Genomic DNA, 24,318 nt, shown 5'->3' with positions numbered 1-24,318 from the left:
GATGCAGCACCGCCCGCAGACTGGCGGTCATGTCCAACGAAGCTGTCCAGGTGCTGGTCGTCGGCGGCGGCCAGGCCGGCCTGGCGATGAGCGAGCACTTGCGCGCGTGCGGGCTCTCGCACGTGGTCCTGGAGCGCGGCCGGATCGCCGAGCGCTGGCGCTCGGCGCGCTGGGACTCGCTGGTCGCCAACGGCCCGGCGTGGCACGACCGCTTCCCGGGCCTCGAGTTCGGCGACGTCGACCCGGACGGCTTCGCGACCAAGGAGCAGGTCGCCGACTACTTCGTCGCCTACGCGTCGAAGTTCGACGCGCCCGTGCGCTGCGGCGTCGAGGTGCTGTCGGTGCGCCGCAACGACGGGCGCCCGGGCTTCACCGCGCAGACGAGCGACGGCACGATCGAGGCGCGCTACGTCGTCGCCGCGACCGGCGCGTTCCAGCAGCCGTCGATCCCGCCGCTGGTCCCGGCCGGCGCGCCCGTGCAGCAGCTGCACTCCAGTGCCTACAAGAACCCGGAGCAGCTGCCGGACGGCGCGGTGCTCGTCGTCGGGGCCGGCTCGTCCGGCGTCCAGATCGCCGACGAGCTGCTGCGCGCCGGGCGGCGCGTGTTCCTGTCGGTCGGGCCGCACGAGCGCCCGCCGCGCAGCTACCGCGGGCGCGACTTCTGCTGGTGGCTGGGCGTACTGAACCAGTGGGACATGGAGACGCCGGCCGCCGGCGCCGAGCACGTGACGATCGCCGTCAGCGGCGCGCGCGGCGGGCACACCGTCGACTTCCGCGACCTCGCCGCGCGCGGGATGGACCTCGTCGGGTTCATGACGTCCTACGCCGACGGCGTGATCAGCTTCGCGCCCGACCTCGCCGAGAACATCAACAACGGCGACGCCAGCTACCTGTCGCTGCTCGACGAGGCCGACGCCTACATCTCGCGCATGGGCGCCGACCTGCCGCAGGAGCCCGAGGCGCGCGCGCTCGGCCCGCTGCCCGCCGCCGCGGTCGACCCGCTGCGCGAGCTGGACCTCGCCGCCGCGGGCGTGACGTCGATCGTCTGGGCCACGGGGTTCACGAGCGACTGGTCCTGGCTGCAGGTCGACGCCTTCGACGCCGCCGGCCGCCCGCGCCACCGCCGCGGCGTGTCGTCCGAGCCGGGCGTCTACTTCCTCGGGCTGCCGTGGCAGTCGCGGCGCGGCTCGACGTTCATCTGGGGCGTGTGGCACGACGCCAAGCACCTCGCCGGCCACATCGAGACCCAGCGCTCCTACCTGATGTACGACAACAACTCCCGCACGAGCACGAAGGTCGAGGTGTCCGCATGACCACCCACAAGCGCATCCGCATGTTCAACACCGCGGACACCTACCCCGAGCAGAGGCTCGACAACGACCTCTGCCAGGCCGTCGTCGCGGGCGACACGGTCTACCTGCGCGGCCAGATCGGCCAGGACCTCGACAGCTCGGGGAACGTCGGCGTCGGCGACGTCGAGGCCCAGGCCGAGCAGGCGATGAAGAACATCAAGCTGCTGATGGAGGAGGCCGGCGGCGGCCTCGAGCACATCGTCAAGGTCACCGTCTACCTGGTCGACCCGCGCTACCGCGAGCCCGTCTACCGCGTGATGGGCAAGTGGCTGAGGGGCGTGCACCCGGTCTCGACCGGCATCGTCGTCAGCGCGCTGGCGCGGCCCGAGTGGCTGGTCGAGATCGACGCGACCGCGGTGCTCGGCTCGTGACGTTCTCGATCCTCGGCCGCTGCGGCCGGACCGGCCGGCTCGGCCTGGCGATCTCGTCGTCCTCGCCGGCCGTCGCCGCGCGCTGCGCGTTCGTCCGCGCGGGCGTCGGCGTGGCGGCGTCGCAGAACGTGACCGACCCGCGCCTGGGCCCGGCGCTGCTGGACGCGCTGGCGTCCGGCGTCTCGGCCGAGGGCGCGGTCGGCGCGGTCGCCGCGCAGGCCGACCACGCGGAGCACCGCCAGCTTGCGGTGGTCGACGCGAGCGGCGCGAGCGCGGCGTGGTCCGGCACCCGCGCGCTCGGGACCCACGGCACGCGCACGGGGGAGGGCTGGGCGGCCGCGGGCAACATGCTCGCGGGCGAGGACGTCCTCGACGCGGTCGGCGCGGCGTTCATGGACAACTCGGATGACGAGCTGGAGGCGCGGCTGCTCCGCGCCATGGCCGCGGCGGTCGCGGCCGGCGGGGAGGAGGGACCGCTGCACTCGGCGGGCCTGCTCGTCGCGGGCGCGGTCCCGTGGCCGGAGACGAGCCTGCGCGTCGACTGGACCGACGACGACCCGATCGCGGCGCTCGCCGCGCTCTGGGACGTCTGGGCGCCGCAGCGCGACGACTACGTCACGCGCGCGTTGGACCCGGAAGCGGCGCCGGCCTACGGCGTGCCGGGCGACCCCATCAACAACGACGAGGAGGCCGTCCGATGACGCTGCTCGAAGAGGACACCCGGACCTGGACCGAGCGCGCCGCCGGGCTGACGCCGCGCGCCGGGATCTACATCGACGGCGCGTTCCGCGACGCGCGCTCCGGGCAGACGTTCGCGTCGGTCAACCCCGCCACCGAGCAGGTCATCGTCGACGTCGCGGCGGGCGACGCGGCCGACGTCGACGACGCGGTCCGCTCGGCCCGCGCCGCCTTCGAGTCCGGCGTCTGGTCGCGCACGGCGCCGGGCGAGCGCAAGGCCATCATGTTGCGCCTCGTCGCGCTGATCGGCGAGCACGCGCACGAGCTGGCGCTGCTCGACTCGCTCGACATGGGCAAGCCGGTGACCGAGGCCTACACCATCGACGTGCCGGGCGCTGCCGCCGTCTTCTCGTTCTACGCCGAGGCGATCGACAAGCTCTACGACGAGGTCGCCCCGACCGGTCCCGGCGACCTCGCGCTCGTCCGGCGCGAGCCGCTCGGCGTGATCGGCGCGGTCGTCCCGTGGAACTTCCCGCTCGACCTCGCGTCGTGGAAGCTCGGGCCGGCCCTGGCCGCGGGCAACAGCGTGGTCGTCAAGCCCGCCGAGCAGTCGCCGCTGTCGGTCCTGCGGCTCGCCGAGCTGGCGACCGAGGCCGGGCTCCCGGACGGCGTGCTCAACGTCGTCCCCGGCGACGGGCCGGGCGCGGGCGCCGCGCTCGGGCTGCACATGGACGTCGACTGCCTCACGTTCACCGGCTCGACCGAGGTCGGCAAGCTGTTCCTGCAGTACGCCGGGCGCTCGAACCTCAAGCGCGTCGCGCTGGAGTGCGGGGGCAAGAGCCCCAACCTGGTCTTCGCCGATGTCGACGACCTCGACGCCGCGGCCGACGCCGCCTGTCAGGCGATCTTCTTCAACGCCGGCCAGGTCTGCTCGGCCAACTCGCGCCTGCTCGTCCAGCGCGAGATCCACGACGAGCTGCTGGAGCGCGTCGTCACCCGCGCACGCGCGCTGGTCCCGGGCGATCCGCTGGACCCCGCCACACGGCTGGGGCCGCTCGTCTCCGCCGAGCACGCAGACCGCGTGAGCGACTACATCAACATCGGCCGCGGCGAGGCGACGCTCGTGGCCGGCGGCGAGCGCCGCGGCTGCTACGTCGAGCCGGCGGTCTTCCGCGACGTCGCGCCGTCGGCGCGGATCGCGCGCGAGGAGGTCTTCGGCCCGGTCCTCGCGGTGCTGGCGTTCGACACCGAGGCCGAGGCCATCATGTTGGCCAACGACAGCGACTACGGCCTGGCCGCGTCGCTGTGGACGTCGTCGCTGGACCGCGCCCACCGCGTCGCGCCGCGGCTGAAGGTCGGCACGGTCTCCGTCAACACGGTCGACGCGCTCAGCCCGCAGACGCCGTTCGGCGGCGTGCGCGGCTCCGGCTTCGGCCGCGACCTCTCGCTGCACGCGCTGGAGCAGTACACCGCGCTGAAGACGACCTGGATCAGGTTCCGGGACACGCCGTGATCGGCGAACGCCGTGCGACACTGGCGACCGTGACCGCGATGCGCTTCACGCTGCGCCAGTTGGAGTACTTCGTCGCCGCGGCGGATGCCGGGAGCGTCACCGACGCCGCCCAGAACATCCCCGTGGCGCAGTCCTCCGTGTCGGCGGCGATCTCCCAGCTGGAGGCCGCGCTCGGCGTCCAGCTGCTGATCCGCCACCACGCGCAGGGGATCTCGCCGACCGCGGAGGGCCGGCAGTTCCTCGCGCGGGCGCGGGCGCTGCTGCGCGACGCCGACGAGCTGGAGCGCTTCGCCTCCGAGCTGACGGCGGAGCTGAGCGGGACGCTGCACCTCGGCTGCCTCGTGACGCTCGCGCCGCTGGTGACGCCGCGGCTGGGCCAGAGCTTCCGCGAGCAGCACCCGGAGGTCAGCGTCGACCTGGTCGAGGCGGGCCAGGACGACCTCGTCGCCGGGCTGCGGTCGGGCAAGCTCAGCGTCGCGTTGACCTATGACCTGGCGCTGACGGGCGACCTGACGTTCGCGCCGCTGGCCTCGCTGCCGCCGCGCGCGTGCTTCGCCGCCGGCCATCCGCTCGCCGCGCAGGAGACCGTGACGATGGAGCAGCTGGCCGCCGAGCCGCTGGTCCTGCTCGACCTGCCGCACTCGCGCGACTACTTCCGGGCGCTGTTCGCCGCGGCGGGCGTCGAGCCGGCGGTCGCGCACCGCTCGGTGCACCCGGAGGTGATCCGGACGATGGTCGCCAACGACTTCGGCTACACCATCATCAACGCGCGCCCGCGGGTGGACGTCGCGCTCGACGGCCGGCCGCTGGTGACGCGGCCGATCGCGGGCGACGCGCGCCCGATGATCATGGGGTTGGCGCGGCTGGACGCGCTGCGGCCGACGCGGCTGGTCGAGGCCTTCGAGCAGCACGCGCGCGCGGCGATCGCCAGCGGCGCGGTGGCCGGGCTGGGCGATGGCGCCTGACCGCGGCGCGGTCGCGCTGCTGGCGCGGCTCGTCGCGTGCCGGTCGATCGCGGGCGGCGGCAACGGCGAGCTGATCGCCGAGGTGGCGCACGTGCTGGAGGGCGCGGGCGCGGTTGTGCATGTCCTTGACGGCACGCGTTCCGGCGTATCGGTCCTGCACGCGGTGCTCGGCCCCGCCGACGCCGCGGGCGGGCTGCTGCTCGCCGCGCACGGCGACGTCGTCGACGTCGCGGGCCAGCGCTGGACGAGCGACCCCTTCAGCCTGTGCGAGTCCGACGGCCGGCTCCACGGCCGCGGCGCGACCGACATGAAGGGGTTCCTCGCGGCGGCGCTGGCGGCGGTGCGCGCGAGCGACCCGTCGGCCCTGCGCGCGCCGCTGCACCTCGCGCTGTCCCACGACGAGGAGCTGGGCTGCGCGGGCATCGGGCCGCTGCTCGACGCGTTGGGCGACAACCTGCTCCCGGCCCCGCTGGCGGGTGTGGTGGTGGGGGAGCCGACCGCGCTGCGCGTCGTCGACCGCCACAAGGGCAAGGCGGCGCTGGACATCACCGTGCGCGGCCGCGCCGCGCACAGCGCCACGCCGGCCGCGGGCGTCAACGCGGTCGTCGCGACGGCGCAGCTGGTCGGGCAGCTCGAAGCGCTCGGGAGCGAGCTGGCCGGCGAGGCGACCGACGCCGCGTTCTCGGTCCCGCACGCGACGATCGGGATCGGCCCGATCGCGGGCGGCGTGGCCGTCAACATCGTCCCGGACACGTGCACGCTGAAGGTCGAGACGCGCGTGCTCCCCGGCCAGCCGCTCGACGGGATCGTCGGCCGGATCGAGGCGGTCGCCGCTGCGCTCGAAACCGAGCTGCAGGCGCGCGCCCCCGAGGCGGTGGTCGCGGTCCGGCAGGTCGCGGGCTACCCGGCGCTGGCACCGGATCCCGCGGGCGCCGCGTTCGCTGCCCACGTCGGCACGGTGGCCGGTCGCGGCAGCGGCGGCGCGGTCGACTTCGGCACCGAGGCCGGCCTCTACCAGCAGCGCCTCGGCGTCCCGGTCGTCGTCTGCGGCCCCGGCTCGATGGCCCAGGGCCACACGCCCGACGAGTACCTGACGGTCGCCGAGCTGACCGCCGGCGAGGCGTTCGTGGCCGGGCTGATCGCGCGCCTGCGCGGTTGAATCGGCAGGGCCGAACCAGCAGTCCGCGCATGCGGATTCACATGGAGCGAAGGCGCGAAGATACTGCCGCCATGCTCGACTCGACCCCCACGCTCAGCGGCGCCGAAGCGCTGGTCCAGCGCGACCGCGACCTGCTGATCCACCCGTACCTGCCGACGAGCGTGCAGGAGCGCGTGATCATGCAGCGCGGCGAGGGCTGCCGGCTGTGGGACGTCGCGGGGCGCGAGTACCTCGACGCGACCGGCGGGCTGTGGCTGGCGCAGGTCGGCCACGGGCGCAGGGAGATCGCCGAGGCGGCCCGCGCGCAGATGGAGCAGCTCGAGTACTTCATGTCGTTCTGGGAGTTCTCCAACGAGCGCGCGATCGAGCTGGCCGACCGGCTCGTGGCGATCTCGCCGGACGGCGTCGACCACGTGTACTTCACGAGCGGCGGGTCGGAGGGCAACGAGGCCGCGATCAAGATGGCGCGGTATTTCCACCACCGCCGCGGCGACACCGAGCGCAACTGGATCCTCGCCCGCGACCAGGCCTACCACGGCGTCGGCTACGGCTCGGGCAGCGCGACCGGGTTCCCGATCTACCACGAGGGCTTCGGGCCGATGCTGCCCAACGTGAAGCACCTGACCACGCCGTGGCCCTACCGCAGCGAGCTGTTCGGCGGCGAGGACCCCACGGACTTCCTCCTGCGCGAGCTCGAGGACACCATCGACACGATCGGCGCCGACAGGATCGCCGCGATGATCGGCGAGCCGATCATGGGCGTCGCGGGCATGATCATCCCGCCGGAGGGCTACTGGACGCGCGTGCGCGAGCTGCTCTCCCGCCACGGGATCCTGCTGATCTTCGACGAGGTCGTGACCGCCTACGGCCGGACCGGCTCGTGGTTCGCCGCCCAGCACTTCGGCATCGAGCCCGACATCATCGTCACGGCCAAGGGCCTGACGTCCGGGTACATGCCCCAGGGCGCGGTGCTCGTCTCGGGCGCGGTCGCCGAGGTGCTCGGCCAGGACCACGGGTTCCCGATGGGCTACACCTACAACGGCCACCCGACCGCGTGCGCGGTGGCGCTGGCCAACCTCGACATCATCGAGCGCGAGGACCTGCTCGGGAAGGCCAAGTCCACCGGGAAGTACTTGTTGGACAAGTTGACGCCGCTGGCCGACGAGCTGGAGATCGTCGGCGAGGTCCGCGGCGTGGGCATGATGTTGGCCTTGGAGCTGGTGACGTCGAAGGAGACGCGTGAGCCGCTGGTCGTGTCGCCGCCGGTCGAGGACGTCGCACGCAGGGACACCGGCGTGATCGTGCGCAACTGCGGCCACAACGTCGTGCTGTCGCCGCCGCTGTCGATGACGATCGCCGAGGCCGACGAGCTGGTCGGCGCGCTCGAGTCGGTCCTGCGCCGCCTGCAGCCCGACGGGAGCTGGTCGTGAGCAGCGAGGCCCAGGAGGCACGCCCCGGCGCGGGCGGCGGCGACGCGTTCGCCGACGAGCAGCGCCACCGGATGGTCAAGAGCCTGAGGCTCTTCGACCTGATCTTCTTCGGCATCGCGACGGTCGTGTCGCTGGACACGATCGGCCAGATCTCCAGCTTCGGCGCCGAGACGTTCACCTGGATGTTGCTCCTGGTGCCGCTGTTCGTGGTGCCCTACGCCTGGATCATGTCCGAGATGAGCGGCGCCTTCGCGCAGGAGGGCGGCCCGTACTACTGGATGCGGCTGGCCTTCGGCCGCGGCTGGGCCGGGCTCGGCGCCGTGTTGTACTGGATCACCAACCCCTTGTGGTTGGGCGGCTCGCTGTGCTTCATCGCGACCGAGACGTTCAGCTCGCAGATCTCGCACCTGGCGTCGGGGTCGTTGTTGGACTACGTGTTCAAGCTGGGGTTCGTGTGGGTCGGGATCCTCGTCGCGGTGATGTCGCTGCGGCGCGGCAAGTGGATCCCGTCGGTCGGCGCGTTCGTGAAGATCGGGCTGGTCGCGATCGTGTCGGTGACCGTCGTGATCTACGCGATCAAGCACGGCGTGCACGGCTACGCGCTGAAGGACTTCTTCTCGCCGACCGCCGCGGGCTTCCTCGGCGCCGTGCCGGTGCTCGTGTTCGCTTTGAGCGGCTTCGAGTGCGGGACCGCGGCCAGCGACGAGATGGAGGACGCGCGCCGTGACGGGCCGGTGTACATCATGAGGTCGGCCTCGATCTCGGTGCTCTGCTACCTGATCCCGGTGCTGGCCGTGCTGCTGGTCGTGCCGGCGAGCAAGATCACCGGCGTCGCGGGGTTCATGGACGCGGTCTCGACGACCTTCAGCGTCTACGGCGGCGCGCAGGACGCGCTCGTCAAGCTGGCCGGGCTGGCCTTCATCTTCACGCTGCTGACGCAGGGCGCCGCGTGGATGATGGGCTCGGACCGCGTGCTGGCGGCGGCCGGGATCGACGGGACGTTCCCGCGCTGGATCGGCGAGTTCCACCCGCGGCTGGGGACACCGGTGCGCGTGAACCTGTTCTCGGGCGCGGTCGCGACGGCGTTCGTGATCGTCGCGCAGAACCTCACGTCCGGTGACGCGGGGACGACGTTCGCGATCGTGCTGACGGTGGCGATCTCGACCGTGTTGATGTCCTACCTGATCATCTACCCGTCGGTGCTCGTGCTGCGGCGCACGATGCCGGACGTGCCGCGGCCGTTCGTCGTGCCGTACGGCATGACCGGGCTGCGCTTGGCGACGGGCGCGGCGACGTTCTTCGCGCTGCTCGGGTCGTGGGTCGCGCTGTTCCCGGGGACGCTGGAGTCGCTGCTCGGCGTCGACTACGACTTCCACGAGACGTGGGGCGTGTCGCGCGCGCGGTTCGAGCTGCTGACGCTCGGGACGGTCGCGGTGATCGTCGTGCTGACGCTCGTCGGGCTGGCCGCGGGGCGCGCCGAGCGGCGGCGCGAGGGGCTCGTGGAGGAGGGCGCGGTGGTCGTGGCGGCCGAGCCGGAGGCGAGCCTCAGCGCCTAGGGCGGCGGGTGAGCGAAATTGGCGCAATCGTGCGCCATTCTGGCTCATTTGGGCTAGTGTCGCGACGCGTGGAGCCCAACAACGACGTGCCGCCGCGTGTGGCGATCATCATGGGGTCGGACTCGGATTGGCCGGTCATGCGCGCGGCCGGCGAGGCCGTCGGCGAGTTCGGCGTGGGGTGGGAGGCGCGGGTCGTCTCCGCCCACCGGACGCCGGAGGACATGGTGGCCTTCGCGCGCGGCGCGGCCGACCGCGGCATCGAGGTGATCGTCGCGGGCGCCGGCGGGGCCGCGCACCTGCCGGGCATGGTCGCGTCGCTGACGCCGCTGCCGGTGATCGGCGTGCCGGTCGCGATCACCAAGCTCGATGGGATGGACGCGCTGCTGTCGATCGTCCAGATGCCCGCGGGCGTGCCGGTCGCGACGGTCGCCGTCGACGGCGCGCGCAACGCCGGGCTGCTGGCGGTGCGGATCCTGGCGGCCGGCGATCCGGGGCTGCGCGGGGCGATGCTCGAGTTCCAGGAGACGCTCGCCGAGCAGGCGCGCGCGAAGGACGAGCGGCTCCAGGACGAGCTGAGGAACGCATGAGCGACGACGTGCCCGTGGTCGGTGTCGTCGGCGGCGGGCAGCTGGCGCGCATGCTGCACCAGGCGGCGATCAGCCTCGGTGTGCAGGTTGTCGTCCTCGATCCGGACCCGGAGTGCTCGGCGGCGCTGGCGGGCGCGCGGCGGGTCGACGGGACGTGGACGTCGGCGGACGACCTGGTCGCCTTCGCGCGGTCGGGGGTCGACGTCGTGACGTTCGACCACGAGCTGTCGGCGCCGGAGGACCTGTTGGCGTTGGAGGCGCAGTCGCCGGTCCCGGTGCGGCCGGCGCCGGCGACCAAGCTGGCGGCACAGGACAAGCTCCACGCGCGGAGGACGTTCGCGGCGCTGGGGCTGGCCGTGCCCGCGTTCGCGGAGGTCGCCACGTGGGACGAGGTGACCGCCTTCGCGTCCGGCCACGGCTGGCCCGTCGTGCTGAAGTCCGCGCGCGGCGGCTACGACGGGCGCGGCGTCTGGATCCTGGGGGAGGGCGATGCCGCGGAGGGCGCGGAGGTGCTCGCCTCCGGCGGCACGTTCCTGGCCGAGGAGCGGGTCGCCATCGACCACGAGCTCGCCGTCATGGTCGCGCGGCGGCCCAGCGGCGAGGTCCGTGCCTGGCCGCCGTTCCGGACGACGCAGGTCGACGGCATCTGCACCGACGTGACGATCGCGTCTCCCGCGACCACGTCGGAGCAGGCGGCGGTCACGCTCGCCCTCGACCTCGCCACCCAGCTCGACCTCTCCGGTGTGATGGCCGTCGAGCTCTTCGTCACCGGTGGGGGCGACATCATCATCAACGAGATCGCCTGCCGCCCCCACAACTCCGGTCACGTGACGATGGACGCCTGCATCACCGGCCAGTTCGAGCAGCACCTCCGCGCGGTCCTCGACCTGCCCTTGGGCGACACGTCCTCCATCGTGCCCGCCGCGGCGATGGTGAACATCTTGGGCGGTGCCTCCGCCTGGGACGCCTCGCGCCTCGCCGCCGCGCTCGCCGTCGAGGACACGACGTTGCACCTCTACGGCAAGTCCCACCGCCCCGGCCGCAAGCTCGGCCACGTCAACGCCATCGCCACCACACCCCACGAAGCCCTTCACCACGCCCGCGCCGTCGCCGACGCGCTGGGCAGCGCCTAGCGCTGCGCGATGACCGCGGCGGGCGCCGCGGGCGTGGCGCCGTCGTGGCGGTGGTGGTCGTGGCCGCAGGCGGCCATCGACAGCGTCGCCCAGCCCGCGGCCAGCAGCGCGCCGCCGCGGCGGGCCGTGCGGCGGGTGAAGCGGGTGCGCTGGGTCCAGGCGAACCAGGCGAGGCCGGTCGCGCAGAGCGTGATCGCCACGAAGAAATTGAGGCGCAGGCCGAGGATGTGGTGGGCCGGGTCGATGCGCAACGACTCCTCGAAGATGCGGAAGCCGCTGTAGCCGGCGACGTAGAGCGCGAAGACGCCGGGCGCCCGGATGCGGCCGCGCCGGACCAACACCACCAACAACGCGGCCAACATGAGGTTGAAGATCAACTCATACAGGAACGTCGGCTGGAAGGTGGAGAACGCGCCGTACCCGTCCGGGCGGTGCGCGGCGTCGATCCGCAGGCCCCAGGGCAGCGACGTCGGCCCGCCGAACAGCTCCTGGTTGAAGTAGTTGCCCACCCGGCCGATCGCCTGCGCGACCAGCAGCCCGGGCGCGGCGCAGTCCATGAACGCCGCGACGTCGACCCCGGCGCGCCGCAGCCGCCAGATGCCCACGAGCGTCCCGAGCGCGATCCCGCCCCAGATCCCGAGGCCGCCCTTCCAGATCGCCAGCGGCCCCCACCAGTGGTTCGGCACCTCGTTCCAGCTCGTCGCCAGGAAGTACAGCCGCCCGCCGATCAGCCCGGCCGGGAAGCCCCACAGCGCGACGTCGGCGACGACGTCGCGGTCGCCGCCGCGGCGGGTCCAGAGCGCGCGCGTCAGCGCGACGGCGGCCAGGACGCCGATCACGTACATCAACCCGTAGGCGTGCACGAACAGCGGGCCGAGACGGACACCGCTCTCGGAGGGGCTGGGGATCGCGGCGAGGGTCACGACCCTCATCCTGGCAGGCAGGATCAGGCCAGGCAGCGGTCGTCGCTGAGGACCGGCCCCGCGTCCGCCTCGTCGAACGCGGTGCGGAACGTGAACGCGTGCGGCGTCGGCCCGTGCTCGCGCAGGTGCTCCAGCCGCTCGAGCGCCTCGGCCACCGACGGCCGGTGCCCCGCCGGGACCCACCAGAGCACGAGGATCAGGTCGACCTTCTCGAACCACTCGCGCCGGCGGCGCATGTAGCGCAGGTGCTCCGGGTCGCGGTAGACGTACTCGCGCAGTGCGTCGAGGCCGGTCCAGGTGCTCATGTTCACCAGGAACAGCGGGTCCTCGGTGGGCGTGATCGACGTGGCGTTGCCCTCGTCGGTCTGCAGACGCCAGACGAACCCGGGCGCGGCGTCGGCGCGCGCGTTGACGTGGTCGAGGCCGGCCATGAAGTCGGCGATCATCGGGTCCTCGCGCGGGGCGAGCAGCCGCCCGACGTTGAGCTGGGCGAGATGGCGATCCACGTCGCCACCGTATCGCGCAGCGCAAGCCGGGCGGCTGTTTGCTCAGGGGTGCTGCGTGGCCGCCGCGGGGGCGGCCGGGGCCCTGCGCGCGGCCGGGCTCAGCAGCCGCTCGGCGGCGTAGCCGAAGCCGAGGCCGACGGCCAGCCAGATCGTCGCGTTGATCCCCAGCGAGGCCAGCCGGAACCGGTAGAGCACGTCGGCCGGGAAGCCGGCGGGCGTCTCGTGGACGACCGGCAGCAGGAGCTGCGCGACCGCGACCAGGACCACGAACGCCGCGACGGCGACCGTCGCCGCGTTCCACGCGCCGAGGCGCGGGAGCAGCGAGCGCCGGATCCGGCCCGCGGCCAGCGCCGCGGCGAGCGAGATGACGATCATCACGAAGTACAGGACCGTGCGGCGCCCGATCGTGTCCGGGTTGCCGACCGTCGGCGGGTTGGCCGGGTACTTGGTGAACGGCACGAGCACGATCGTCAGGTACGCGGCGGCCGCCAGGATCGCCGCGGTCGCCCGCGGCCCCCAGCTGCCGATCCGGCCGTAGGCCCACGCGAACGCGAGCGCGAACAGGCCGCCGAGGGCGGTGCCCATCGCGAGCGTGCCGGTCAGCAGGCCCCACGTGCGCTGCGTGCCGCGGGAGACGATCTCGGCCTCGGCCGGGTCGTGGTGCAGCTTGGCGAGGTGGTCCTCGAACGCGATCGCGTGGGCGACCTGCGGCTCACCGAAGTGGTGGGCGAAGAGGAACGCGAGGAAGCCGGCGGCGGCACCGACCAGCATCCCGCGGATGAGCAGGGAACGAACCATGTTGTAGGTCTCGATCGCCTAGTGGCAGGGGAAGCCCAGCAGGTGCCGGGCGTCGTGCACGAACTCGTGGACCGAGCTGCCGCCGATCAGCGACGTCGCGCCTTCCTCGGCGCCCACGAAGTAGATGAACAACATCAGGACCAGCCCTGCGAACAGGACGAACGGCAGCAGCTCGCGGGCCGAAGCGATCGGCTTCGGTGCGACTTCGGCTCCGGCGCGGCGCTCGAGAGCGACGTCAGACATGCGGTGGCTCCTTCTCGGGATCGTGCGTCCCGTGCGTTTTAGAAGACATCGCGGGGCCGAGTGTCTGGCTTCCGGGAGCGCTGCTCCCGGTCACAGTGGCGCGACCGCGCCGGACTTCAACCGGCTTCCTCGCAACCCCACGCGCGGGCATCATACCCGCCGCGCGCGACGGCGTGGCGGCGCGTGCGCGGCGCTCGGGCGCTGTGGGACACTCGGCCCGTGCTCGGACGTGTCGCGTCGATCCCGCGTGCCCAGCTCTCGTTCTGCGCGGTCTGGGCCAGCGAGGTCGCGTTCATGGTGGCCTTGGCCGTCGTCGCGTTCCGGGACGGCGGGATCGCCGCGGTGGGCGTCGTCGCGGCCGTGCGGATGGCGGCGGCCGCGCTGCTGGCGCCATGGCTGGCGACGATCGCCGATCGCGTGCGCCGCGAACGGGTCCTCACCGGTGTCGGGCTGACCCGGGCCGCGGCGCTGGCGGGCGCGGCGGTCGTCACCGCGGGCGGCGGCCCGACGGTCGTGACCTACATGTTGGCCGTCGTCAGCACGGTCGCGCTCGCGCTGTTCCGCCCGGCGCACGCGGCCCTGCTGCCCGCGCTGTGCACGTCGCCCCAGCAGCTGACGCGCGCCAACGCGGTCCGCGGGCTGCTCGACTCGGCGGCGACGCTCGGTGGGCCCGCGGTCGCGGCGGTCCTGCTGGCGGTCAGCGGGCCGGCGGCGGTGTTCGGCGTCTGCGCGGGCGCGTCGCTGCTCGGCGGGCTCGTGGTGGTCGGGCTCGCCTACGACGCGCCGCCGCGGCCCGCACCGGCGACGGCAGCCGGCGGTGGCTCGGGGCGCGGGCGCGCCGTCCTGGAGGGCTTCCGGACGATCGCCGCCGACCGCGGGCTCGCGCTGATCACCGGCCTCGGCCTCGTCCAGACCTTCACGCGCGGCTGCCTGACCGTGCTCACCGTCGCGGTCGCGATCGACCTCGTCGGTGCGGGCGACGCCGGGGTGGGCGTCCTGACCGCGGCGGTCGGCGCGGGCGGCCTGCTGGGCTCGCTGCTCGCGTTCGGCCTCGTCGGCCGCGGCCGGCTCGCGCTCTGGTTCGGGATCGGCGTCGCGCTCTTCGGCGCGCCGCTGGTCCTGATCGGCGCGATCCCCGGGGAGGCCGCGGCGATCGTCCTGCTCGGCGTCGTCGGGATCGGCAACGCGCTGATCGACGTCGCGGGCTTCACGCTGCTCGCCCGGCTCGCCGACGAGGCCGTCCTGGCCCGGATGTTCGCCGGCTTCGAGGCGATCCTCACGCTCGGCGCGGCGGCCGGCAGCCTCGTGACGCCGCTGGTCGTCGACCTGCTCGGCGTCCGGCTCGCGCTCGTCGTGATCGGCCTGCTCGCGCCGCTGGCGGTCCTCGCGCGCCGCCCGGCGCTGCGGCGCCTGGACGCCGACATGACGGTGCGCGACACCGACATCGACACGATGCGCGCGATCGAGATGCTCGGCGCGCTGCCGGTCGCCACGATCGAGCAGCTCGCCGGGGCGCTGGAGCACGCCGAGGTCGAGCCCGGGCACACGCTGTTCCGCCAGGGCGAGCGCGGCGAGTTCTTCTACATCGTGCGGTCCGGCAGCGTGGACGTGCTCCAGGACGATCGGATCGTGCGAACGCTCGGCGACGGCGAGTGCTTCGGGGAGATCGCCCTTCTGCACGACCAGCCGCGCACCGCGACCGTGCGCGCCGCCGGCGCCACGCGGCTGCACGTCAGCCGCCTGCGCCGCAGCGCCTACCTGACCGCCGTGACCGGCTACCCGGCGGCCGCGGCCGCGGGCGACGTGCTCGTCACCGCCCGCCTGGGGGCCGACGCCGCGCGACGGCGCTCAGCCGCCGGAGGCGACGCGGCGGGTGCGCTTCAACCCCAACATGTAGGGCAACCCGCGGCCGGCGACGCCCGCGGTCCGGCCGAGGCGCTCGAGCCAGCCTGGGTCCGGCAGCGCGGGGGCTGAGCCCGCGACGCCCTCGATGCCGGCGACGTAGGTCAGCACCGGGCCGATGCCCTCCAGGTCCTGCGGCAGCTCGCGCACCGGGTCGAACGCCGTCCCGCCGGAGCGGTAGAGGTCCTCCGAGAAGAGCACGTACTCGGGGTCCTGCACCGGGTTCTTCAGCAGCCGGTGCACGAGGATCACGTCGATCCCGACGAGCTTGCGCCGGTCGCGGATCGTCTGGGTCGCGACCTCGCCGACGTGGGCGACGAACTTCAGCTTGAGGTTCTCGGCCTGCTCGCAGGCGTCGCACGGGCACAGGTTGGTCGCGACGTAGCGGCGCTCGACGTGGAACGCGCGGTGCATCGCGGCGACCGCCGCGGTCATGGCCGCCGCCGTCGCGTCGTCGTCGAGGGCGTCCGCGGGGCGCGAGAGGAACGCGGCGTCGCCCTCGATCTCGATCAGGTCGAAGTCGCCGGCCGCGTCGATGACGGCCTCCAGCAGCCGCGCGGTGTTGACCTCGGCATGGGCGAGGCTCATCCGGTGGGTCCGCATGTAGTCGGTGTAGCCGCCGATGTCGGCGATCAGGAGCAGTGTGCGTTCTGACGCCATCGTGCGCCGATCCTATCCGCGCCGCTCGCGGATCGTGCGGCGTTCGTCGTAAGTGCCCCAACGGAATCCGGTCGGATGGGGCTCCGGCGCGAGCGGGGCGTGGGGGAGGTCGTGCGGGACGACCTGGAGGTTGTACTCGGGCGGCGCGATGTCGTTCGGCGTGTCCGGGTGGAACAGCGACGCGAGGTACTGGAGCTGGCCGCGGCCCGGGCCCTGCTCGAACATCCCGCCGCCGTAGACGCCGATGCTGTGCGTCGCGCAGTAGTCGTAGGTGTCCAGTAGTGCGCGAACGCTCCCGAAGCGGGCGGGCTTGACGTTCAGCATCCGCGGCCGCCAGGCGAGCGCCTCGACGTCGGCGATCGCGTGGATCGGCTCGTCCCAGGTGATCCGGTCGCGGTGGCTCTCCAGCAGCGCCGTGGTCGCGGGCACGAGCGCCGGATCCTCGATCCACGCGTCCGGCAGCCCCTCGATCACGCGCCGGTAGAGGCCGGCCTCCGGCTCCATCGCGACCGTGAGGTTGCGGTAGGAGCCCTTCAGGTCGATGACGTCGACGCGGCCGAGACCCGCCAGCTCGGCGACGAGCTCGTCGTCCCAGCTCGGCGTCGGGTCGAGCTTGAAGCGCAGGCCCGGGTTCTGCGCCAGCCACGCGCGCAGCCCGCGCAGGCTCGGCGGGTCGCCGATCCGGACCGAGGCCACGAAGTTGACCGGGCGCGCCTCGCGCCCGACGGCGTCCTGGAGCGAGAGGCCGTTCTGGCGCAGCGCAAGGTCGAGCGCGGCGCTCTCGAACGCCCAGCGGCGGTAGAAGCGGGCGCTCTCGCGGATCGGCTCGACCGGGAACAGGTTCGCGAGCCCGAGCAAGGTGGACAGCTCGTCGAACGTGCGCGCGCCGTGCAGCCAGCTGAGGTCGCCGGCGCCGCGGAGCAGCTCGATCTGGTCGATCTGGTCCCAGGTGATGTCCTCACCCTCACCCGTGTGGGACCCGCCGCCGAGCCGCACGACGAGCGACACCTTCGTGAACCCGCTCGACGTGTCGCGCACGAGCGGCAGCAGCTCACAGCGGTCGATGACGAGCGGCAGGCCGGCGACGCGCGTGTAGCTCGCTTCTGGGGTCAAGGTCGTCGTCCGGTTGCTTCCGTGCGGATGGCGGCGAGACTCTACCGGCAGGTGGGGCCGGTGGCGCAGACGGACGTCACCAGTAGTCTCGGACCGTGAGCGGCGAGGTGCTACTCGACGCGGCGGGTGCGCTGCGGGCGTGTTATGAGGAGACGGACTGGTCGGCGACGTCGCTCGGCCCGATGGACGCGTGGAGCCCCGCGCTGCGCGGCGCTGTCGACCTCGCGCTGCACAGCAGCTTCCCGATGACGCTGCTGTGGGGGCCGGAGTTCACGATGGTCTACAACGAGGCCTACACCCCGTTGATCGCCGAGAAGCACCCGGCTGCGCTGGGGCGCCCGGCGCGCGAGGTGCTGTCGGAGGCGTGGCACCTGATCGGGCCGATGATGGAGGGCGTGCGGACCGGCGGCGGGACGACCTACGTCCAGGACGAGCACGTGCCGCTGCTGCGGCGCGGGTTCCTGGAGGAGTGCTACTTCACGTTCTCGTTCTCGCCGGTGCGCGACGAGGACGGCGCGGTCGAGGGGCTGATGGCGATCGCGACCGAGACCACGCAGCAGGTGCTCGACCAGCGGCGGCTCGGGTTGCTCACGCGGCTGGCGGGGGCGCTCGGCGATCTGCAGGAGGCGGGTGAGCTGCCGGCGCTGGCGCTGCCGCTGCTGCGCGCCGACACGCGGGACCTGCGGGCGGTCGACTTCCAGCTGCTCGCCCAGGTGGAGGACGTGCGCCTGGAGGACGCGCCGGGTGGCGAGGGCTGCGGCAGGCTCGCGTCGCTGGCGATCGGCGCGCGCAGGCACGGCGGCGAGCAGCCGACGCTCGTCGTCCGGCTCTCGGAGGAGCTGGCGGTCGACGACGCCTACCTCGGGTTCCTGCGGTTGCTGGCGACGACGCTGGGCCAGGCGCTGGACCGCGTGGTCGCGCGCGAGGCCGAGCGCTCCGTCGCCGCCGCGACGCGCGAGCTGGCCGAGGCGCTGCAGCGCAGCCTGCTCACGCATCCGCCGGCGCTGCCGGGGCTGCAGCTGGCGGTGCGCTACATCGCTGCGGCCAAGCAGGCCCAGATCGGCGGCGACTGGTACGACGCGTTCCTGGTGCCCGACGGGTCGCTGGTGCTGGTGATCGGCGACGTGGCCGGGCACGACCAGCATGCCGCCGCGGCGATGGCGCAGGCGCGCAACCTGCTGCGCGGGGTGGCGCAGACCGCGCCCGCGTCGCCCGCGCGCGTGCTGCAGGACCTCGACGCGGCGATGCGCACGCTGGAGGTCGACGTGCTCGCGACGGTCGTCCTCGCGCAGCTCGACACCGACGCGCAGGGACGACGGACGCTGCGCTGGTCCAACGCCGGCCATCCGCCGCCGGCGCTGATCGCGCCCGACGGGGCCGTCCGGCTGCTGGAGTCCCGGCCCGACCTGATGCTCGGCGCCGGCCGCCACGAGCGCGCCGATCACGAGGTCGTGCTCGAGCCGGGCGCGACGGTCGTCTTCTACACCGACGGGCTGATCGAGCGCCGCAGCGCGTCGCTCGACGACGGGATGGCGTGGCTGACGCGTGTGCTGGCCGGCCAGGACGGCCGGGACGCCGAGGCGGTCTGCGACCACGTCCTGGCCCAGCTCCCCGGCGTCGTCGAGGACGACGTCGCGCTGCTCACGCTCCGGCTCGGCTAGCGCGACCGACGATCGCCTCCTGGGCCAGCCGCTCCCGTGAGTACGCGTGCCAGGGCCGGTCGTCGCCCGTGTCGGCGAAGGCGACGACCGCGCGGTAGGTGTCGAGCAGGCACGGATCCTCGGGCGTGCCGCGGGCCGCCTCGGTCCGGGCAAAGAGCTCCTCGGGATCCTGACCGCGCAGCGAATCCACGCCATCGAACCCCAGCGCCACGAGCCGCCGTGCGACCGCGGGCCCGACGTTCGGGATCTCCTGCAGCCGCGTGAGGGCAACCTTCTCGTCGGCGGTGCTCATACCTCCATGCTCTCACCGAGCACCCCACGCGGCTTGAACGGATCGGACACCGGATGAGCGGCGCGCCGCCGCAGGGGGAACGACGACGCGCCTGTGCCGGTGCTCATCCCGTCGTGATCGGCGCCGTGCGCGCGCGGGGGGCACGGACGACGACGCCGGCCGTGGCAGCGGCGGGGTCGCGCTGCAGGCCGGTCACGGTGGCCTTGGTCCGCGCCGGGCCGCGGGTCGTGAGCTTGGCGCGCGCCCGGTAGGTGACGATCGCGGTCGGCACGTCCTTGGGCAGCGAACGCGTCCAGCAGAGCCGGCGGCCGACCTGCGTCGCGCGCGGTGCGGAGACGACGACGAACCCGCGCGGCACCGTGTCGCAGATCCGGATCGTCGTCGCGGTCTTCGGCGCGAGGTCGCGGGCGACGAGCGTGAAGCGCACCGCGCGGCCCGCGACGATCGACCGGTGCGACGGCGTCTTGCGCAGCGCCAGCGCACCGCTGATCGGCCGCGGCGTGAGGTGCACCGGCGCGGTGTTGCGGATCGTGCTCGTCCCGGCCACCGCCGACGACGCGCCCTGGACCTGCGCGGTGACGCTCGGGTTGCGGACGACGCCGTCGGCGTCGAGCGGCAGCCGCACGCCGAAGTGCAGCTTGACGGCGCTCAGCGGCGCGACGGGGACGTCCACGTCCCAGCGCAGGCGGTGGCCGTCGGCGAGCGGGTCCGCGGTGGTGATCCCGGTCGTCGAGCCGGGCAGGTAGGCGGCGGTGAGCGCCAGGCGCTCGTCGATCACCTTGAGCCGGAGCGTCCTGTCGGTGGGGTTGGTGAAGGTGATGGTGTAGCCGGTGCGCAGGCCCGCGACGCCGGCGACGTCGTCGGCGATCTTGGTCACCTCGAGGTCCGGGGTGGTCGTGCTCTCCAGCGGTCGCACGGTCGCGGGGGCGGCCTCCTCGTCGGGCACGATCGTGTAGCCGTCGGCGGTGCCCGCGGCGCTGTTGCGGTAGGTCCCGGGGATGGTGCTGACCCGGACCTCGAAGTGCAGGTCGACGGTCGTCCCGCCGGGGATCGCGAGGGGACCGGCCCAGGTGATGCGCTGGCCGGCAGCGGTGGGGTCGGCGGTCGTCAGCCCGCTCGTGGATCCCGAGATGTAGGAGAACCCGGGCGGGAGGTCGTCGTAGAGCGAGGTGAGGGTGACGTCGCGGACGTTGGGGTTGGTGACCGAGATCGTGTAGCCGGTCGCGCGGCCGGCGTCGACCGTGTCGTGGTCGCCGGTCTTGGTGATGACCAGCGGGCGGTTGCCGGTCGGGGAGAAGGTGATCAGCCCGGCGACGGTCGCCGACGCGCCTGGGGCGATCGTCCGGCTCCAGCTGTTGCCGGCGCCGTTGTCGATGTACTCGTCGCAGCGGCAGGTGTCCGGGAACGGCTGGCGCGAGCCGATCCACCTCCAGACCTCCCAGTAGCCGGCGTGGTAGGCGTTGGCCGGGTTGGTGATCGGCGCGAACTGCTCGATCCGGTCGCCCGCGGTGCCGTCGGGGTTGGCGGCGAGGCAGGTCGCGGCGCCGCCCTCCAGGCGGCCGTAGCCGACGTCGCTGTTCTGCAGGTAGCAGTCGCCGGCGCGGTAGATGATGGCGTCGACCGGGGCGTCGCCCTCGTTGGCGACGGTGACGTCGGTGCGGTAGGACTCCTCGCCGACGACGTAGCTGTCGACCTGCGTGACGCGCAGCATCCCGCCGGTCACGACCGTCGTGATCCGGAACGGGTCGGCGGCGGTGCCGCTGCCGGTCGGGCCGGTCTGGGAGACCGGGGTCCAGGGCGTGAGCGGCGACGCGTAGCCGCCCGCAGGGATCGACCGGGGGCCGTAGAGCGTGTCCGGCGTCGCGACGAGCGTCGCGCAGGCGGTGTCGCCGAAGAACTCCGGGACCTGGTCCTCGACGTGGTCGACCGCGCAGTTGAGGTCGGGCGTCGTCAGCACGCGCGTGAGCGGGCCGGCGCTGTCGATCTGCGCCGCCGCCGAGGGCTGCGGTGCGTTGAGGGTCAGCAGCGCGCAGGCGGCCGCGGCGAGTGCCGCGACCGCCGCGCGGGGGCGGGGATGACGAGTGAGCACCGCTGGACTCCTCCCGAGTGTCGGGAGGACTGTGGCGGGTCCGCGTGGCCCGGCGCATCATCCGAAACCGATGATCGCGGGCCCTGAAACCGGGCCATCGCGGACGAATGCGGCAAGATCAGCAGTGTTGAACGATCGGTGAAGCCGTGCGCCCCGTCGCGCTCAGCCGGTGACGGTCATCGTCAGGACGCCCTGCTTGCTGGTCACGCCGGGCTCGGCGAGGCACCTCAGGAGGTCCAGCGCCGGGTTGGTGAGGGTCTGGACGACCTCGTCGCCGGCGAACTTGCCGCTGTCGACGTGGGAGACGCTGGTCTCGATCGTCTGGCCGGCGACCGTCGTGTAGGCACGCTCGGTCGACGTGGTGTTGCTCGTGTCACCGTTGTTCCAGTGGATCTGGTGCCTCATGCCGGTGGTCAGGGTCGGCACCGACAGGCAGCTCAGGTCCGCGGTGTAGGACCCACCGCTGGTCAGGCCGGTGATCGTGGGGTCGGTCGAGGTGCAGGAGTAGGTGTTGGCGTAGGCGACCGCGGTCGAGCGCGTCGTGAGCAGCTCGCCGGGCGTGTAGGTGGCGTTCTCGGTGCCGGTGCAGGTCGTGAGGTCCAGCGCGTGGGCGGACGGCGGGTTCCACGCCGTCCCGAGCGCGAGGGCCGCCAGGGCGACGAGCAGGGCGACGGGGCGGCGGTCGCGGAGGCGGCCGGAGGTGTGGAGGGTGACGTGCACGTGCTTGCCTCTCGTACGAGTGTGGATCTGCGATCACTGTGTGATCGTGCCTTTAACTCGTACTGCGTTCGGCAGCTCCCCGGAAGGGCCCCGGCGGAAGTTGACGCGCGCGTCCCGCACCGCGAACGGGAGCGTCGTGCGCTCAGCCGCCGACGCCCGCCACGACCGGCGAGCAGGTTGGCGCGACGGCGTGCGCGGGGTCGAGGGCGTTGAGCACGTCGCGGGCGGCGACGTGGTCGTAGGGGATCGAGATGTGGTCGCCGAGGTCGAGGAGGCACTGGCTCTGGAGCGTGATGTTGGTGACGCTCGGACCGCTGAGGAAGGCCGAGGAGTAGGGCGTGACGACCTCGTCGTAGGCGGTCTCGATGACCGTGTAGTCCACGCCGCTGACGGTGTCGCCGCCGGCGTTGAGCGCGGTCAGGAACGCCGATCCGGCGTGCTGGTCCGAGCACGCCTCGCAGCCGGCGCCGAGGATGCCCTCGCCGCCCAGCAGCAGGTCGGTCAGCGTGAAGATCCCGAGCAGCGTCGTGCCGTGGTTGGACGGTGCGAGGCCGACGAGCGTGTGGACCTTCGCGGCGCCGCCGAGGTTCTTGAGGTAGTACCGGGGCATCATCCCGCCCTGGGACCAGCCGACGATGTCGACCTCGCTGGCCCCGGTCGCGGTCAGCACGGCGTCGACCTCGGTCGACAGCTGGCCGGCCGACGCGGCGACCGGACCGGTCCCGCCCAACCCGCTCGGCGCGCTGACGCCGTAGGTGAAGGTGTAGACGCAGTAGCCCTCGTTCTTCAGCAACGGGGCGATCGCGTTCCAGCTGGTGATCTGGTCGGCGAACGTTCCGTTGACGAGGACGACCGGGCGGGGGTGCGCGGTCGACGGCACGCACGTGGGGTCGTTGGCGCCGGCCGGCGCGGCGCCGGGCGAGGCCTGCGCCGCGAGGGCCGCGGCGGAGAAGTTGTAGACGACCGGCAGGGTGGCACCGGCGGGCGCGGCGCCGATGGCGGCGAGCACGACGATGGCGGCGAGGGCGAGGGCGGTCCGGAGCGGGCTCATGGTCCCGAGCTTCTCAGAATTACCCAGCAGTCACGAAACCAATTGACTGTCAGCGGGAAGACGCGACGGGAACGCGCCAGGTGCTGCCCCGGAGCGTTGCGCGTCGGCGGTGCGGCGCCGTCCGCCGGGGACGCGGCGTCTTGGCCGTCGTGCCGTCGATGCTCCGCAACCTGCGTCGGTGAGGATGGCAAGCTTCGCCCCGTCCATCGCTGAGCGAAGTCATCCGACAAACACAGAAAGATCAGCGTTCCTGCGCTTGACGTGAGTAGGCGATCGTTCCAAGATGCGCGGCGCCGTCCCGCGGTCCACAGCCAGGGGGCCGGCGTCTGGCGATCGGTGGCCCGATCGCCGTCCCATCCCATGTTCCGTGGAGGAACCCATGTCCCCGTTGCTCGCCGCGCGCCGGCCGCTGGTCGGCGTCGCGATCCTCGTCACCCTCCTGGCCCTGGCGGCCGTCCGGACCGGCGTGGCCAGAGCCGACGGACCCGGGTCGGGCTCGCCGTGGGTGGCGACGGTCGGCGACTCCTACATGTCGGGGGAGGGCGGGCGCTGGGCGGGCAACACGGTCCTCGACGACCCGGCCGACGTCGATGCCGGCGGCGCGAGCGCGTACTTCGACAACGCGACGCACACCGCCGAGACGATCCCGAACTGCCACCGCTCCTCGGCGGCCGAGGCGCACATCGGCCACGGCGTCAGCTCGGTCAACTTCGCCTGCTCGGGTGCGACCACCTCCACCGAGACCGTCGGCGGCGACTTCAAGCCCGGGCTGGACTTCGCGAGCACCGCGAGCGACGACGGCCAGGCGGCGAGCCTGCGGGACTTCGCCGAGACCCACAACGTCAAGTTGGTGGCGATCTCGATCGGCGGCAACGACCTGCACTTCGCCGACATCATCACCCAGTGCGTCACCGACTACCTCACGTCGACCGTGCTGCTCAAGAACGTGTGCAACAACGACACGTCGGTCACGGCGAACCTCACGTCGACCAACCTCGCCGCCGTGACCGCGGCGATCAGGGGCGCGATCACCCACATCCACACCGCGATGGCCGACGCGGGCTACAGCGAGTCCCAGTACACGCTGCTGGTCCAGAACTACGAGTCGCCGATCCCGCCCGGCAGCGGGTTCCGCTACAGCCAGGGCGGGCTGAACCGCGGGCTGGTCGGCTGCGAGTTCTGGAACGCCGACGCCGACTGGGCCAACACGACGCTGCTGCCCACGCTCAACGGCCTGATCGCCAGCGCGGCCGGAGGCTTGTCCTACACCAACCTCAGGACCATGAACCTGTCGAGCGCCTTCAACGGCAACCGCCTCTGCGAGACCGGCGCGGAGACGATCGACGAGAGCGACCACGCCACCTGGCAGGACGCGGGCGCCTCCGACGACTTCGAGTGGATCCAGTCGATCCACGCCGTCCAGGTCCTCAGCCCGTTCCAGGTCCAGGAGTCGATGCACCCCAACTGGTGGGGCGAGCACGCGCTGCGCAACTGCCTCCGCCAGGCCTACAACAACGGCAGCCCCGTCGGCGGGACCTGCACGCGCGACGGCGCCGGCCTCACGGCCGACGGCGAACCCAAGATGGACCTCAACTAGACCTCGAGGAGGTCGAACC

The 24,318-nt window shown here is 73.1% G+C and carries 22 protein-coding genes, 1 pseudogene and 1 riboswitch; of the genes and pseudogenes, 13 read left to right on the top strand and 10 right to left on the bottom strand.

What is annotated here, in order from left to right:
- The first annotated feature begins 29 nt into the window (after positions 1-29).
- The 10 genes from H030_RS0127575 to H030_RS0127530 all read left to right on the top strand — a co-directional run bounded on the left by H030_RS0127575 (position 30) and on the right by H030_RS0127530 (position 10,744).
- A complete protein-coding gene (locus H030_RS0127575) occupies positions 30-1,313 on the top strand; it encodes a flavin-containing monooxygenase (RefSeq protein ID WP_027008504.1) in 1,284 nt (427 codons plus the stop codon).
- The gene (locus H030_RS0127570) at positions 1,310-1,723 is read left to right on the top strand and encodes a RidA family protein (protein ID WP_027008503.1); all 414 of its coding nucleotides are present in this window, start codon (positions 1,310-1,312) and stop codon (positions 1,721-1,723) included. The genes H030_RS0127575 and H030_RS0127570 overlap by 4 nt, the downstream gene beginning before the upstream one ends.
- Complete coding sequence (locus H030_RS0127565) at positions 1,720-2,424, top strand: DUF1028 domain-containing protein (RefSeq protein ID WP_027008502.1); 705 nt, start codon at positions 1,720-1,722, stop codon at positions 2,422-2,424. Before H030_RS0127570 ends, H030_RS0127565 begins: the two co-directional genes overlap by 4 nt.
- Positions 2,421-3,914 carry an aldehyde dehydrogenase gene (locus H030_RS0127560; RefSeq protein WP_051223853.1) on the top strand — a complete coding sequence of 498 codons (1,494 nt, stop codon included), beginning with the start codon at positions 2,421-2,423 and terminating at the stop codon, positions 3,912-3,914. Before H030_RS0127565 ends, H030_RS0127560 begins: the two co-directional genes overlap by 4 nt.
- Positions 3,911-4,879, top strand: a complete 969-nt coding sequence (locus tag H030_RS0127555; protein ID WP_196809298.1) for a LysR substrate-binding domain-containing protein — start codon at positions 3,911-3,913, stop codon at positions 4,877-4,879. The genes H030_RS0127560 and H030_RS0127555 overlap by 4 nt, the downstream gene beginning before the upstream one ends.
- Positions 4,869-6,038, top strand: a complete 1,170-nt coding sequence (gene argE / locus H030_RS0127550; protein WP_027008499.1) for an acetylornithine deacetylase — start codon at positions 4,869-4,871, stop codon at positions 6,036-6,038. The genes H030_RS0127555 and argE overlap by 11 nt, the downstream gene beginning before the upstream one ends.
- A gap of 71 nt (positions 6,039-6,109) precedes the next feature.
- Positions 6,110-7,468, top strand: a complete 1,359-nt coding sequence (locus H030_RS0127545; protein ID WP_027008498.1) for an aspartate aminotransferase family protein — start codon at positions 6,110-6,112, stop codon at positions 7,466-7,468.
- Positions 7,465-9,024 (top strand): APC family permease, encoded by a 1,560-nt coding sequence (locus tag H030_RS35775; RefSeq protein WP_051223852.1) that lies wholly within the window; start codon positions 7,465-7,467, stop codon positions 9,022-9,024. Before H030_RS0127545 ends, H030_RS35775 begins: the two co-directional genes overlap by 4 nt.
- Before the next feature lie 56 nt (positions 9,025-9,080).
- Positions 9,081-9,611: a 5-(carboxyamino)imidazole ribonucleotide mutase gene (gene purE / locus H030_RS0127535; RefSeq protein WP_231398559.1), complete on the top strand. Its 531-nt coding sequence runs from the start codon at positions 9,081-9,083 to the stop codon at positions 9,609-9,611.
- Positions 9,608-10,744: a 5-(carboxyamino)imidazole ribonucleotide synthase gene (locus H030_RS0127530; RefSeq protein WP_035130420.1), complete on the top strand. Its 1,137-nt coding sequence runs from the start codon at positions 9,608-9,610 to the stop codon at positions 10,742-10,744. Before purE ends, H030_RS0127530 begins: the two co-directional genes overlap by 4 nt.
- Here H030_RS0127530 and lgt read toward each other — a convergent pair.
- From lgt to H030_RS0127510, 4 genes are read right to left on the bottom strand one after another with little or no spacing between them, the layout of a single operon-like run.
- Positions 10,741-11,676, bottom strand: coding sequence for a prolipoprotein diacylglyceryl transferase (gene lgt / locus H030_RS35770; RefSeq protein ID WP_196809297.1), 936 nt, complete (start codon positions 11,674-11,676; stop codon positions 10,741-10,743). The genes H030_RS0127530 and lgt overlap by 4 nt on opposite strands.
- A gap of 14 nt (positions 11,677-11,690) precedes the next feature.
- Positions 11,691-12,173 carry a DUF3291 domain-containing protein gene (locus H030_RS35765; RefSeq protein ID WP_035130417.1) on the bottom strand — a complete coding sequence of 161 codons (483 nt, stop codon included), beginning with the start codon at positions 12,171-12,173 and terminating at the stop codon, positions 11,691-11,693.
- Positions 12,174-12,215: 42 nt separating this feature from the next.
- Positions 12,216-12,971, bottom strand: coding sequence for a CbtA family protein (locus tag H030_RS0127515; protein ID WP_027008495.1), 756 nt, complete (start codon positions 12,969-12,971; stop codon positions 12,216-12,218).
- 18 nt (positions 12,972-12,989) lie between these two features.
- Positions 12,990-13,214: a CbtB domain-containing protein gene (locus tag H030_RS0127510; protein ID WP_027008494.1), complete on the bottom strand. Its 225-nt coding sequence runs from the start codon at positions 13,212-13,214 to the stop codon at positions 12,990-12,992.
- A 36-nt stretch (positions 13,215-13,250) separates the two neighbouring features.
- Positions 13,251-13,369, bottom strand: a riboswitch (cobalamin riboswitch).
- Between the two features lie 28 nt (positions 13,370-13,397).
- Between H030_RS0127510 and H030_RS38710 the strand changes: the two are divergent.
- Positions 13,398-14,930 (top strand): annotated as a pseudogene (locus tag H030_RS38710) (cyclic nucleotide-binding domain-containing protein); the annotation flags it as partial.
- A 132-nt stretch (positions 14,931-15,062) separates the two neighbouring features.
- Here H030_RS38710 and H030_RS40355 read toward each other — a convergent pair.
- On the bottom strand, positions 15,063-15,776 hold the full coding sequence (locus H030_RS40355; RefSeq protein WP_027008492.1) for a DUF2652 domain-containing protein: 714 nt from the start codon (positions 15,774-15,776) through the stop codon (positions 15,063-15,065).
- A gap of 12 nt (positions 15,777-15,788) precedes the next feature.
- Entirely contained in the window at positions 15,789-16,889 is a 1,101-nt protein-coding gene (locus H030_RS35760) for a hypothetical protein (RefSeq protein ID WP_051223850.1), read from the bottom strand.
- Between the two features lie 95 nt (positions 16,890-16,984).
- Between H030_RS35760 and H030_RS38045 the strand changes: the two genes are divergently transcribed.
- A complete protein-coding gene (locus H030_RS38045; protein WP_051223849.1) occupies positions 16,985-18,550 on the top strand; it encodes a SpoIIE family protein phosphatase in 1,566 nt (521 codons plus the stop codon).
- Here H030_RS38045 and H030_RS35750 read toward each other — a convergent pair.
- The 4 genes from H030_RS35750 to H030_RS0127470 all read right to left on the bottom strand — a co-directional run bounded on the left by H030_RS35750 (position 18,531) and on the right by H030_RS0127470 (position 22,702).
- Positions 18,531-18,842, bottom strand: a complete 312-nt coding sequence (locus tag H030_RS35750) for a helix-hairpin-helix domain-containing protein (protein ID WP_051223848.1) — start codon at positions 18,840-18,842, stop codon at positions 18,531-18,533. The two genes, H030_RS38045 and H030_RS35750, sit on opposite strands and share 20 nt — an antisense overlap.
- Before the next feature lie 103 nt (positions 18,843-18,945).
- Positions 18,946-20,931, bottom strand: coding sequence for a DUF11 domain-containing protein (locus tag H030_RS0127480; protein WP_027008491.1), 1,986 nt, complete (start codon positions 20,929-20,931; stop codon positions 18,946-18,948).
- A gap of 162 nt (positions 20,932-21,093) precedes the next feature.
- Positions 21,094-21,651, bottom strand: a complete 558-nt coding sequence (locus H030_RS0127475; RefSeq protein ID WP_027008490.1) for a hypothetical protein — start codon at positions 21,649-21,651, stop codon at positions 21,094-21,096.
- A 142-nt stretch (positions 21,652-21,793) separates the two neighbouring features.
- Positions 21,794-22,702, bottom strand: coding sequence for an esterase/lipase family protein (locus H030_RS0127470; RefSeq protein WP_027008489.1), 909 nt, complete (start codon positions 22,700-22,702; stop codon positions 21,794-21,796).
- Positions 22,703-23,081: 379 nt separating this feature from the next.
- Here H030_RS0127470 and H030_RS0127465 point away from each other — a divergent pair, with 379 nt between their 5' ends.
- Positions 23,082-24,299, top strand: coding sequence for a hypothetical protein (locus H030_RS0127465; protein ID WP_231398558.1), 1,218 nt, complete (start codon positions 23,082-23,084; stop codon positions 24,297-24,299).
- The last annotated feature ends 19 nt before the right edge of the window (positions 24,300-24,318 follow it).

The organism is Conexibacter woesei Iso977N, from assembly GCF_000424625.1.
Classification (GTDB): domain Bacteria; phylum Actinomycetota; class Thermoleophilia; order Solirubrobacterales; family Solirubrobacteraceae; genus Baekduia; species Baekduia woesei_A.
Note: the sequence above shows the minus strand (reverse complement) of the source record. Positions and strands in the feature narration are given on the sequence as shown.